Annotated in this window: 10 protein-coding genes; 9 read left to right on the forward strand and 1 reads right to left on the reverse strand. The window is 62.4% G+C overall.

All coding sequences use genetic code 11. From position 1 onward, the window contains the following. Nucleotides 1-157 precede the first annotated feature (157 nt). Nucleotides 158-2,119 carry an LTA synthase family protein gene (locus A3AU_RS0113460; protein ID WP_027053300.1) on the forward strand — a complete coding sequence of 654 codons (1,962 nt, stop codon included), beginning with the start codon at nucleotides 158-160 and terminating at the stop codon, nucleotides 2,117-2,119. Between the two features lie 47 nt (nucleotides 2,120-2,166). On the opposite strand, the gene A3AU_RS0113465 is transcribed toward A3AU_RS0113460, so the two are convergent. Beyond that, a complete protein-coding gene (locus A3AU_RS0113465) occupies nucleotides 2,167-3,804 on the reverse strand; it encodes a pilus assembly protein (protein ID WP_027053301.1) in 1,638 nt (545 codons plus the stop codon). Nucleotides 3,805-4,271: 467 nt separating this feature from the next. Between A3AU_RS0113465 and rpsF the strand changes: the two genes are divergently transcribed. The 8 genes from rpsF (at nucleotide 4,272) to radA (ending at nucleotide 11,963) form a co-directional block, all read left to right on the forward strand. Further along, complete coding sequence (gene rpsF, locus A3AU_RS0113470) at nucleotides 4,272-4,772, forward strand: 30S ribosomal protein S6 (RefSeq protein ID WP_010915168.1); 501 nt, start codon at nucleotides 4,272-4,274, stop codon at nucleotides 4,770-4,772. Then, nucleotides 4,772-5,020, forward strand: a complete 249-nt coding sequence (gene rpsR, locus A3AU_RS0113475) for a 30S ribosomal protein S18 (protein ID WP_006203718.1) — start codon at nucleotides 4,772-4,774, stop codon at nucleotides 5,018-5,020. Before rpsF ends, rpsR begins: the two co-directional genes overlap by 1 nt. A gap of 220 nt (nucleotides 5,021-5,240) precedes the next feature. Further along, complete coding sequence (gene rplI / locus A3AU_RS0113480; protein ID WP_027053302.1) at nucleotides 5,241-5,825, forward strand: 50S ribosomal protein L9; 585 nt, start codon at nucleotides 5,241-5,243, stop codon at nucleotides 5,823-5,825. Nucleotides 5,826-5,999: 174 nt separating this feature from the next. Beyond that, nucleotides 6,000-7,292, forward strand: coding sequence for an SAM-dependent methyltransferase (locus A3AU_RS0113485; protein WP_027053303.1), 1,293 nt, complete (start codon nucleotides 6,000-6,002; stop codon nucleotides 7,290-7,292). Nucleotides 7,293-7,369: 77 nt separating this feature from the next. Beyond that, nucleotides 7,370-7,693: a YnfA family protein gene (locus A3AU_RS0113490; RefSeq protein ID WP_027053304.1), complete on the forward strand. Its 324-nt coding sequence runs from the start codon at nucleotides 7,370-7,372 to the stop codon at nucleotides 7,691-7,693. 3 nt (nucleotides 7,694-7,696) lie between these two features. Further along, nucleotides 7,697-8,665 (forward strand): small ribosomal subunit Rsm22 family protein, encoded by a 969-nt coding sequence (locus tag A3AU_RS0113495; RefSeq protein WP_027053305.1) that lies wholly within the window; start codon nucleotides 7,697-7,699, stop codon nucleotides 8,663-8,665. A gap of 353 nt (nucleotides 8,666-9,018) precedes the next feature. Continuing rightward, nucleotides 9,019-10,512: a replicative DNA helicase gene (locus A3AU_RS0113500; protein ID WP_027053306.1), complete on the forward strand. Its 1,494-nt coding sequence runs from the start codon at nucleotides 9,019-9,021 to the stop codon at nucleotides 10,510-10,512. A gap of 47 nt (nucleotides 10,513-10,559) precedes the next feature. Then, on the forward strand, nucleotides 10,560-11,963 hold the full coding sequence (gene radA, locus A3AU_RS0113505) for a DNA repair protein RadA (RefSeq protein ID WP_027053307.1): 1,404 nt from the start codon (nucleotides 10,560-10,562) through the stop codon (nucleotides 11,961-11,963). The last annotated feature ends 27 nt before the right edge of the window (nucleotides 11,964-11,990 follow it).

Below are 11,990 nucleotides of genomic sequence, written 5' to 3' on the forward strand. Positions count from 1 at the left end.
GTCCGAACCTGCCCGTTGTCCGAACCGGGCGCCGAGTGCCTGTTCGCAAAGGCTTTTTAGCGATCACTCCTGATGAAAACCGCTCACGAATCATTTGCTGGCTCTTCTTATTTCCGCCACAGGCGCTAGCTTTGCGTGACAATTATATGACAATCGAATGACTTGGGTTGTCGCCGGGTGGGAAGTCAAAGTGGCAATGAGTTTGAAACGCGCCGGTAAAGCCGCGCCTCAGTTCCTGGAAGACGATCCTTCCACCGGCTATCTGCCGGGCCGGACATGGCCGGTCGTCCGCTACGGATTGATCAGCCTGGCGATCTCGACCATCCTGGTGTTCGCCATCGAATTGATCGTGCGCGGCGACTTGGCCGGCACCGTCTCCTTCTTCCTGCATCCGCTCAAGCCGGGCTGGACGACTATCGTCGTGTTTGCGCTGGTCCTGATCGGTTTCGACGCGGTGCTCGGCCGCAGTCATCAGAGCCTGATGATCGTGGCGCCGCTGACCCTGTCGCTGGCCTTTGTCGGCCACCAGAAATCGTACTATCTCGGCGATCCGCTCTACCCGACGGATTTCCTTTACTCTCGCCAAATCTTCGCCCTGCTGCCGCTCCTGATGCGTGACCGGCCGATGACCGCACTCGCCATGGTCGCCGGCATCGTCGCCGGCCTGTCGCTGCTCGTCTATGGCTGGCGGCTGTGGCGACGCAAGGTTCCGGCCCTCAGCCACAAGGGCAGGCTTGCCCGGCTGACGCTGGCGGTGCCGCTGCTCGCCTTCTTTGTCTCGATCATGGACTATGCCACCTTCTCCTGGACCAGGGACCGGCTGCAGATCATCCCGATCATGTGGGACCAGAAGGAAAACTACGCCTCGAACGGCTTTGCGCTCGCCTTCGCGCTCAACGTGCCGATGGCCCATGTCTCGGCACCGCCGGGCTATTCCGACAAGGCAATCGCGGCGATCGACCGGCCGCGGATGACCGCCTCGGTGCCCGATGAAAAGCCAGACATCATTATCGTGATGAGCGAATCCTTCTGGGATCCGACGAAACTGCCCGGCGTCACCATCACGCCGGATCCGATTCCCACCGTGCGGGCATTGCGTTCCGGTTCAATGTTCTCGCCTGAGTTCGGCGGGATGACCGCCAACATCGAATTCGAGGCGCTGACCGGCTTTTCCAACGCCTTCCTGCCGGCCGGCAGTATCCCCTACCAGCAATATGTGCGCACGCCGACGCCTTCGATGGCGACTTTCCTGAAGAGCGAGGGCTACAGGGCGCGCGCCATCCATCCAGGCACCAACTGGTTCTGGAACCGTGGCGCGGTCTACGCCGATTTCGGTTTCAGCGATTTCAAGTCGGAAGAGACGCTGCCGCCGATGGAAAAGCGCGGACCGCTGGCATCCGATGCGGCGATGACGGACGAGATCATCCGCGAAGCCGACACCAGCGACGACCCGGTCTTCTTCTTCGCGGTCAGCCTGCAGAACCATGGTCCCTATGAACCGAACCGCTATTACAACCCGACCCACGCGGTGCAGGCGCCGATCAGCCAGTGGGCGCGCGACTCGCTGTTGAGCTATGCGGAGGGTTCAGCCGATGCGGACCATGGCCTTGAACGGCTGATCGAATGGGCCAAGAAGCGCGAGCGGCCGACGATTGTCGCTTTCTTCGGCGACCATCTGCCGCCGCTGGGGCCGGTTTATGTCGAGACCGGCTTCCTGAAAGACAATGTCGCGCCGCGCAAGGAGGCGACACCGCAGGCAGCCCTTGAACATCACGAAACACCGCTGATCATCTGGTCGAACCGTTCCGGTCCGGTCGCGGATCTCGGCACGGTGAGCCCGGCTTTCCTGCCCTATCATATCCTGACCGCCGCCGGCATCACCCATCCCTACTACACGGGTTTTCTGGGCGACATGCGGGAGCGTTACCGCGTTGTCGACCGCAACCTATTGCTGACCCAGGACGGCCAAGCCACGGCCGACTGGTCGCGTCAGAAGGAGATCGACCCGGCGATCAGCGATTTCCGGCTCATTCAATACGATATGATGTTCGGCAAGCGTCATGCGGCGCCCGACTTCTTCCCCGAAACGGTCGACAAGGCTGTCGCCCACACGAGTTGAGCCGGTCGATCCCATCAGGAATCGGCCCGGCTCCCTTGGTCGCGCGCTCAATTCGTCAATTGCAACCTCGAGAACTTGTTGGCGATCTGCTGGAAAACATCCGGCAGCTTGGCCGGATCGTTGACGGCATAGTACCCGCTCGGGTCCGAGGCGCAGGCGCTGTAAAGCGAACGGTTGGCGGCGGTGTCGGACTGCAGCACCATCGTGTAGATCTGCACGCCCTCGTTCTTCAATTGCGTGCACACGCTTTTGGTCCAGCCGTCGACATTGCGGGCAGCCATCGTCTGGTTGTCCGAGCCGAAGCGACCACCGGCCAGGTAGCCGTAGGACGTATAGTCGGACTTGGTCGGCTGGTTGCTGGCGCCATAGACGACATTCTCGCCATCGGTAAGCAGCATGACGATCTTGCTGACGCCTGCCGTCTTGAATGGCGCGCCATCGGTGTAAGGCGCGCCGGGCGATAGCACCCGCATGCCCCAGGACAGGCCTTCCGAGACATTGGTACCGGAGCCGTTCCATTCCGTCATCTGGCTCGCCGCCTTGCGCAACTTGTCGAAATCGTCGGTCAGGGGAACGACAGGTGTCGGGCAAGAGCGGTTGGGGCCAACGGTTATGGCTGTGCCGGTCTCGGTGACGATCTCGTTCGTCGAGGCGACATATTTGGCCAGCTTTTCCAGATCCGGCCCCAGGAGCGGGTCGACCACACTGCCGAGCAGGGGGCTGAGGTCGATGCCCAGAATGTTGACGCCTGCCTGCTTGAGCTTGTCCTTGTTGATGGTGTCGTCGAGGTACGAATTGTTGTAGCCGGTGGCCGAATTGCCGTAGGAGCCCGACGGCTTGGCGGCGGACGCCGGGTCGTCTGGTGCGAAATACGGTACGAACAGCGTATCGGGCTTGGTCGGGTCCGGGGGCGTGTCGGAAATGTTGTAGGTGCCGGGGCGTGCCTCGACACAGCCTTTCCATCCGGTACCTTTCCATCCGCCCGCAAGGCCCAATTGCTTGAACAACGCCATGTGGTTCGGCCGCTTGCCGTCGATGACGGGGAAATTGATGCCGTTGGTGGAGGATTTGCCGTCCATGTCGATCCAGGATGGGTCGAACCCGTCGCCATTGATGTTGACCGCAGTGACGAAAGGAACGAGCGAGGCGCGGACCTGGCGCGTTGGCGATTTTGTCGCCTCGAGCGTGTCCAGCAGGGATTTCGTCGCGGTCCTCAATGCCGTCATGCGGGCACCGGCCATCGAGCCGGTATTGTCCAGCACCAGCACGACTTCGAGCTGGTTGTTCGATTCGACGGCCGATGCATCGACGACGATGTGCCTGTTCTGGCCGAACAGGAAGGCAAAGTTCAGATTGACGTCGGCCGAGGCGACCGCCTTGGTCTTGATGTAGTTTACGCCCCTGTCGACGGTCAGCGTCGCCTGCGTGTTGGCGAGTTCGCCATGCCCGGCGATGTTGGCCTGAAAATAGCGGTCGAAGGCATCGGTGCGGGTAAGGTCGATGTCGCCGAGATGCGAAGAGGCAAGGTTTGCGGCGTCGAGCGCATTCTGCAAGTTGCTCTTGGCCCGCATGATGGTGGACACATCGACAGCGAAGGCCACGGCAGACAGGATGGCAGGCAGCCCGAGCCCCATCAGCAGCGCGAAATTGCCGCTCTTCGAGCGCCAGAATTTGTTGAGAAGCATTCTTACCCCCGGAAATGCTTACCCGCTTGATCTACGCGGATCGCCCGGGCTTTTGCGCCTTCCATGATGAATCGACGGTTGACGACAGGGGCTCAACCCTGCACAACCTGACATTGTAGTTAAGAGCCGGTTGCCGGGAAATCGCCAGACCAGGCCAACGCGGTCGCCTCATTTTCCGGCGACCTGCGACATCGGCGACGCCGCCTGCCCTTGCCTTATCAGTGGATTGCTGTATAGACGCCGCCAATCTGCCGGTCCCAGCTGGGGGCTGAACGGAGGGCCGGAGGTTTTATCAAAGCCTTCGTGTGAAGCCAGAAGTGCTTCCGCCTCCCGTGTCTCCGCTCTCGACCGTCTCGTCATGCTCCTTTCTTCCCCGCCCCTTAAACCGGAACCAGCGGGTCAGAGAAGTTGCAGAGGCTTTTGCCGCCGGGAACCGGGAGAGAAACGAAGAAAGGCACGAAGACATAATGGCTCTTTACGAACATGTGTTTCTTGCCCGGCAGGACCTCTCGCAGCAGCAGGTCGATGCGCTTGTCGAACAGTACAAGGGCGTCATCTCCGCGAATGGCGGGTCCGTCGGCCGGGTCGAGAACTGGGGACTGAAGTCCCTCACCTACCGGGTCAACAAGAACCGGAAGGCTTACTACACGCTCATGGACCTCAACTGCCCGCCGGCAGCGCTCAACGAAATGGAGCGCCAGATGGGCCTGTCCGAGGACGTCCTGCGTTTCCTGACCATCAAGGTCGAGGCGCATGAGGAAGGTCCTTCGGCCATGATGCAGAAGCGCGAAGAGCGCTCCGAGCGCGGCAGCTTCGGCGACCGCGACCGTGGCGATCGTGGTCCGCGTTCGTTCGGCGACCGTGATCGCGGCGACCGTGGCGATCGTCCGCCGCGTTCGTTCGGCGACGCCGGTGGCGATCGTGGTCCGCGCCGTCCGCGCGAAGGCTTTGAAGGGGGTGCAGAATAATGGTCGACATCAACCAGATCCCGACCCGGCGCCCGTTCCATCGTCGTCGCAAGACCTGCCCGTTCTCCGGCGCCAACGCGCCGAAGATCGACTACAAGGACGTGCGTCTGCTGCAGCGCTACATTTCCGAGCGCGGCAAGATCGTGCCGTCGCGCATCACCGCCGTCAGCCAGAAGAAGCAGCGTGAGCTTGCCAAGGCGATCAAGCGCGCCCGCTTCCTCGGCCTGCTGCCCTACGTGGTTCGCTAATTCTTTCATGAGCGGGCGGTTCGCCGCCCGCTTTTTTCCCGACCGCGACGGGCGCGGCCGGTTCGAACACAAAATCCCGAGTTGGATTTCGAACTGAAATCCTAACTGCCGCGACAGGCAGGACAGCGACACCGGCGCAAAGCGCCCAAGCTTCCTGACCTGTTCCAGAAACATTAGGCGCCGATCTCGACGATCGACGCCCAAGGAAAGGAACAAAACCATGGAAGTCATTCTTCTCGAACGCGTTTCCCGGCTCGGCCAGATGGGCGACACCGTCAAGGTCAAGGACGGCTTTGCCCGTAATTTCCTGTTGCCGCAGGGCAAGGCGCTGCGCGCCAACGAAGCCAACAAGAAGAAGTTCGAAGGTCAGCGCGCCCAGCTCGAAGCCCGCAATCTCGAACGCAAGTCGGAAGCCGCCCAGGTTGCCGAAAAGCTCGACGGCAAGAGCTTCATCGCTGTTCGCTCCGCCGGCGAAACCGGTCAGCTCTACGGTTCGGTGTCGACGCGCGACATCGCCGATCTGCTGACGGCGGAAGGTTTTTCGGTCAACCGCAACCAGATCCAGCTCAACCAGCCGATCAAGACCATCGGCCTGACCAATGTGGCGATCGCGCTGCATCCGGAAGTCGAGGTCACCATCACGCTCAACATCGCCCGCACGGCGGACGAAGCCGAGCGCCAGGCCAAGGGCGAGACGCTGACCACCGCCGAAGCCATCTATGGCGACGACATCAACGACAACGCCCGGCCGGAAAACTTCTTCGATCCGAATGCCGAGTTCGAAGGCGGCGAAGACAACGCCTGATCGCTTACGACAGGCGAGGGAGCGGCGCTCCGATCACTTTGTCGTAATCCAGCCATTGTGGACCAATGCCCGGGCCTCTCGCCCGGGCATTTTTGTACCAAAAGGAACTTTTCGAACCCCTATATATTGTTGCAGAATTAAGGCAGCCAGTCTGACCGTGAGGGGACATTTGGTATGAACATTCTGCTGAAGCGCGTTCTCGACCGCCTGGTGCGCACGGGCAATCTCAAGGTCACCGGACCCAAGGGCTCGACATTCATCTTCGGCGACGGCAGCGGCGAGCCGGTGCACATGCACATCAAGACCCGACATGCCGAACGCGCCATCACCTTCGATCCGATGCTGGCGGTGCCTGAATCCTACATGGACGGCGAACTCGACATTCTCGAAGGCGGCGTGCTCGGACTGATGCGCATAGCCTTCCAGAACATGGGCAGCGGCGGCATCGACGCGACATGGTCGAAAGCCATCGAGGGCCTGCGCCATGCTTTCCGTCGCCTGCAGCAGATAAACACCGCCTCGCGCTCGCGCCGCAACGTACAGCGCCACTACGATCTGTCGGGTGAACTCTACCGGCTCTTCCTCGACGAGGACATGCAGTATTCCTGCGCCTATTTCGAGCAACCGGACATGACGCTGGACGAGGCGCAGGCCGCAAAGAAGCGCCATATTGCCGCCAAGCTCAGGCTGAAAGCCGGCCAGACCGTGCTCGACATCGGCTCCGGCTGGGGCGGGCTGGGCCTCTATCTCGCCAAGGCCTTCGACGTCGACGTGCAGGGCGTGACGCTGTCAACCGAACAGCATGGCGTGGCCACCGACCGGGCGCATGCGCAAGGCCTGGAGAGCCACGTCCATTTCGAGTTGAAGGATTATCGCGAACTCAACGAACGTTTTGACCGCATCGTATCGGTCGGCATGTTCGAGCATGTCGGCGTCAACCACTACCGCACCTTCTTCGACAAGGCGGCGACATTGCTTAAGCCCGATGGCGTCATGCTTCTGCACACGATCGGCCGCTCAGGCGTGCCGTGGGCGACCAGCGCCTTCATCCGCAAGTATATTTTCCCGGGTGGTTACATTCCGGCCATGTCCGAGGTGCTGCCGGCGATAGAGAAATCCGGTCTCGTGGTCACGGATGTCGAGATCCTGCGGCTGCATTATGCCGATACGCTGAAGCACTGGGGCCAACGCTTCGCCGCCAACCGCGACAAGGCCAAGGCCATTTACGATGAACGCTTCTGCCGCATGTGGGAATTCTATCTAGCCGCTTCGGAAGCCGCCTTCCGATGGCAGGATCTGGTCATCTTCCAGTTTCAGATCACCAAGAAGAACGACACGCTGCCGATGACCCGCGACTATATAGCCAAATGCGAAAAGGCGCTGGAAATGCGCGACATGGGCCGCCGTCAAGCGGCTCCCGTCGTGAAGCCAGCCAAGCCCGCTCGCCGCCGCAAGGTGGCGGAGTAGACACGCCAGCGCCATTGGAGCTTGCCATTCCCGGCCTCTGCCCCGAAAAAGGCCTCGTGATCGAAGCGGGCTTTTTCATGACCTATCTCCTTTATGCCGCCGCGGCCCTGGCCGAGATCGCCGGCTGTTTTTCGGTATGGGCCTGGTGGCGGCTGGAAAGATCGCCGCTGTGGCTGGCGCCGGGCTTCGCCTCGCTGCTTCTGTTTGCCTGGCTTCTGGCGCTGGTCGAAACCAATGCCGCTGGCCGCGCCTATGCCGCGTATGGCGGCATCTACATCGTCGCCTCGCTGGCTTGGCTGTGGCTGGTGGAAGGGATGCGGCCCGACCGTTGGGATCTTGCTGGTGCGGCACTCTGCTTAGCCGGCGCTTCGCTCATCCTGCTCGCACCGCGAGGAGCATGAGCCATGGAACTGCCGGCCCCTCTTCGACAAGCTGTCGACCGCATCCTGGAAAAAGTCCCGCTGCCGGAATTGAAGCAGGCGGCGAAAACCCTGTCGGACCGCTACCGCGCCGAACTGCGCGACGGCCGCTTGCACATGGCGCAGGACATGGCGGTCAAGGCCTATCTGGCGACGCGGCTGCCGGCGACCTATGCGGCGGTCCGCGCCAGCCTCGACGCGCTGAACGAGGCCCGGCCGGATTTCATGCCGAAAACCCTGCTCGATGTCGGCGCCGGTCCTGGTACGGTGCTTTGGGCCACGACAGACCTGTGGCCCGACCTCGAACAGGCGGTGCTGCTGGAGGCGAGTGCCGCGGTGCGCAAGGTGGGCGAGACGCTTGCCGCCGACGCCATCACAGCCCGCACCGCCTGGCAGGCCGGCGACGCCACGACAGATCTTGCGGACGTTCAGCCCGCGGACCTCGTCACCTGCGCCTACGTGCTGGACGAGATCGTGCCGGCATCGCTGCCCAAGATGGTCGACCGGCTGTGGCGGCTGACAACAGACACATTGCTGATCATCGAACCGGGCACGCCGGCGGGCTGGCAGCGGATACTGGCGGTGCGCGCGCAATTGATCGCGGCCGGTGCGCATCTGCTGGCGCCTTGTCCGCACGAGGTGCCCTGCCCGCTCACCCCGCCGGACTGGTGCCACTTTTCCCGCCGCGTCGCCCGTTCGCGCCTGCATCGGCTGGCCAAGGACGCGGAGGTGCCTTGGGAAGACGAGAAATTCATCTTTGTCGCCGCGTCGCGCAGGCCGGCCGGCTCCCACGCCGCGCGCGTCATCGCGCCGCCGAAATTCGGTTCGGGCAAGGTGTCGTTGAAACTTTGCGAAAACGATGGCCGCGCCGGCGAAAAACTGTTCACCAAACGCGACGGCGATGCCTTCAAGGCCGCGCGGCGGTTGGACTGGGGCGACACTTTGGGCGGGTGACAAGGACGTAATTTCGCGAAGATGCGCCCTTTCAACCGGAACGCAGCCACGGCTCTGCTGCTCTCCGGTCATCACCTTTCAACTCGGCGATATTCGGTGAAACCTTTTGTGGGCCACAGGAATTCAAAGCCCCATCGATCTGACCGCGGCATCCGCGATTTTCCTGTTTTGTTCTCTTTCCAGAGGCGCTAACCTCGCAGCTTCGATTCGAGTCAACCGGGATTCTTTCCACCGAATTCTTGCGCTGTGAAAAGCGGGCATCAAAGACGGTTGGATGGGCACTGATGCATATAAGTCAGCATCAAATTGTCCGGTTCTGGTATCGAGAAGCCGGGTTCGAAATCGGGGATGTCATGGCAGAGGCAGCGCGGAAATTCGGCGTGGCGGAGCAACCGCTCTATCGCGAGGCGCCGAACAACATCGAGGCCGAGCAGGCGCTGCTCGGCGCGATCCTCGTCAACAACGATGCCTTCTACCGTGTCTCCGATTTCCTGAAGCCAGGCCATTTCTACGAGCCCCTGCACCGCAGGATCTTCGAGATCGCGGCCGAGCTCATCCGCATGGGCAAGGTGGCAACGCCGATCACGCTGAAAACCTTCCTGCCGGCCGACGAAAAGGTCGGCGACATGACGGTGGCGCAGTACGTCGTGCGGCTGGCGGTGGAAGCCGTCACCGTCGTCAACGCCACCGACTACGGCCGCGCCATCTATGACCTGGCGACGCGCCGTGCGCTGATCACCGTCGGCGAGGACATGGTCAACATCGCCTATGACGCGCCGGTCGACATGTCGCCTTCCGAGCAGATCGAGGACGCAGAGCGCCGGCTGTTCGAACTCGCCGAAACCGGCCGCTACGATGGCGGCTTCGAGAGCTTCACCGACGCGGTCAAGACCGCGGTCGACCTGGCGAATGCCGCCTATATGCGCGATGGGCACCTTTCGGGTCTTGCCACAGGCATGCGCGACCTCGACCGCCGCATGGGCGGCCTGCAGGCTTCCGACCTGATCGTGCTGGCCGGCCGTCCCGGCATGGGCAAGACATCGCTCGCCACCAACATCGCCTTCAATGTCGCCGAGGCCTATGTGCCGGCGCAGCAGGCCGACGGGTCATTCAAGGCGGCCAATGGCGGCGTCGTCGGTTTCTTCTCGCTGGAAATGTCGTCCGAACAGCTGGCCACCCGTATCATTTCCGAGCAGACGGAAATCTCGTCATCGAAGATCCGCCGCGGTGAAATTACCGAGATGGACTTCGAAAAGCTGGTCGCCTGTTCCCAGACAATGCAGAAGATCCCGCTGTTCATCGACCAGACCGGTGGTATCTCGATCGCGCAATTGTCTGCCCGCGCGCGTCGGCTCAAGCGTCAGCGCGGCCTTGACCTCATCGTCATCGACTATATCCAGCTGATGCAGGGTTCCAGCGCCAAGTCTTCGCAGAACCGCGTGCAGGAAATCACCGAGATCACCACCGGCCTCAAAGCGTTGGCAAAGGAGCTCGCCGTGCCGATCATCGCGCTCTCGCAGCTGTCGCGTCAGGTCGAAAGCCGCGACGACAAGCGCCCGCAGCTCTCCGACTTGCGTGAATCCGGTTCGATCGAGCAGGACGCCGACGTCGTGATCTTCGTTTATCGCGAGGAGTACTACCTCAAGAACCGCGAGCCGAAGCCCGGCACCGAGGAGTACGTCAAGTGGGAAAACGAGATGAACGAGATGCGCGGCAAGGCTGAAGTCATCGTCGGCAAGCAACGTCATGGTCCGACAGGCACGGTGACGCTCGCCTTCCACGGCGAATTCACCCGCTTCTCGGATTTGGCGGAAGAGCACCATATCGCCGAGAGGTTCGGTGAATAGGCAGATGTCCGAAATGGCAGTCCGCGATTGGCGGACGACGCACCTTCATGGCTAAATCGCGCGTCCAGTTCATCTGCCAGAATTGCGGCTCCGTGCATCAGCGCTGGGCCGGCAAATGCGATGCCTGCGGCGAGTGGAACACGCTGGTCGAGGAAGGCACGTCGGGTGGCATCGGTTCGGGGCCGGCCAATACGCGCAACGCCCGCAAGGGCCGCGCCGTGGTGCTCACCACGCTTTCCGGCGAGATCGAGGATGCACCGCGCATCATCTCCGGCATCGGCGAACTCGACCGCGCCACTGGCGGCGGCTTCGTGCGCGGCTCCGCCCTTCTGGTCGGCGGCGATCCCGGTATCGGCAAGTCGACGCTTCTCACCCAGGCCGCCGCCGCTCTGGCCTCGAGAGGCCACCGCATCGTCTATGTCTCAGGCGAAGAAGCCGTCGCCCAGATCAGGCTGCGGGCGCAGCGGCTGGGTGTCGCGGATACGCCGGTGGAACTGGCAGCCGAGACCAATGTCGAGGACATTCTCGCCACGATCGCCGACGGCAAGCGCCCGGATCTGGTCATTCTCGATTCCATTCAGACGCTGTGGACCGACCTTGCCGATTCGGCGCCGGGCACCGTCACGCAGGTGCGTGCCGCTGCCCAGGCGATGATCCGCTATGCGAAATCCACGGGTGCTGCGATCGTGCTCGTCGGCCATGTCACCAAGGAAGGCCAGATCGCCGGACCGCGCGTGGTCGAGCACATGGTCGATGCCGTGCTCTACTTCGAGGGCGAAGGTGGCCATCACTACCGCATCCTGCGCACGGTAAAAAACCGCTTCGGGCCGACAGACGAGATCGGCGTCTTCGAAATGTCGGACAAGGGCTTGCGCGAGGTCTCCAACCCATCCGAGCTGTTCCTCGGCGAGCGGCATGCGAAATCGCCAGGCGCGGCCGTTTTCGCCGGTATGGAGGGGACGCGGCCGGTGCTGGTCGAGATCCAGGCCCTGGTGGCGCAATCCTCGCTCGGCACACCACGCCGAGCGGTGGTCGGCTGGGATGGCGCGCGGCTGTCGATGATCCTGGCGGTGCTCGAAGCCCATTGCGGCGTGCGCTTTGGCCAGCACGATGTCTATCTCAACGTTGCCGGTGGCTATCGCATCAGCGAACCGGCGGCCGATCTCGCGGTCGCCGCCGCGCTGGTTTCCTCGCTCACCGGTCTTGCCCTTCCCGCCGATTGCGTCTATTTCGGCGAAATCAGCCTTTCGGGTGCTGTGAGGCCGGTAGCGCATGCGCAGCAGCGCCTCAAGGAAGCCGAAAAGCTGGGTTTTGGTAGCGCGGTTCTGCCCTTGGGCAGCGAGGAACTTGCTGGAGGGATCGGGGCCGGCGCTTTCCAGCCCACCGAGCTTGCCGACCTCGTAGCGCGCATAGCCGGCTCACGGCGCAGCCGCGCCGACGATGAAGAGTGACGCGGCTCGTCGAGCCGTGAAAAAGAG

This window comes from Mesorhizobium erdmanii USDA 3471 (assembly GCF_000472705.1).
Taxonomy (GTDB): domain Bacteria; phylum Pseudomonadota; class Alphaproteobacteria; order Rhizobiales; family Rhizobiaceae; genus Mesorhizobium; species Mesorhizobium erdmanii.

Coding starts and splice junctions, on each gene's coding strand:
- A3AU_RS0113460 (WP_027053300.1), top strand. CDS start 158: ATGACTTGGGTTGTCGCCGGGTGGGAAGTCAAAGTGGCAATGAGTTTG.
- A3AU_RS0113465 (WP_027053301.1), bottom strand. CDS start 3,804: ATGCTTCTCAACAAATTCTGGCGCTCGAAGAGCGGCAATTTCGCGCTG.
- rpsF (WP_010915168.1), top strand. CDS start 4,272: ATGGCTCTTTACGAACATGTGTTTCTTGCCCGGCAGGACCTCTCGCAG.
- rpsR (WP_006203718.1), top strand. CDS start 4,772: ATGGTCGACATCAACCAGATCCCGACCCGGCGCCCGTTCCATCGTCGT.
- rplI (WP_027053302.1), top strand. CDS start 5,241: ATGGAAGTCATTCTTCTCGAACGCGTTTCCCGGCTCGGCCAGATGGGC.
- A3AU_RS0113485 (WP_027053303.1), top strand. CDS start 6,000: ATGAACATTCTGCTGAAGCGCGTTCTCGACCGCCTGGTGCGCACGGGC.
- A3AU_RS0113490 (WP_027053304.1), top strand. CDS start 7,370: ATGACCTATCTCCTTTATGCCGCCGCGGCCCTGGCCGAGATCGCCGGC.
- A3AU_RS0113495 (WP_027053305.1), top strand. CDS start 7,697: ATGGAACTGCCGGCCCCTCTTCGACAAGCTGTCGACCGCATCCTGGAA.
- A3AU_RS0113500 (WP_027053306.1), top strand. CDS start 9,019: ATGGCAGAGGCAGCGCGGAAATTCGGCGTGGCGGAGCAACCGCTCTAT.
- radA (WP_027053307.1), top strand. CDS start 10,560: ATGGCTAAATCGCGCGTCCAGTTCATCTGCCAGAATTGCGGCTCCGTG.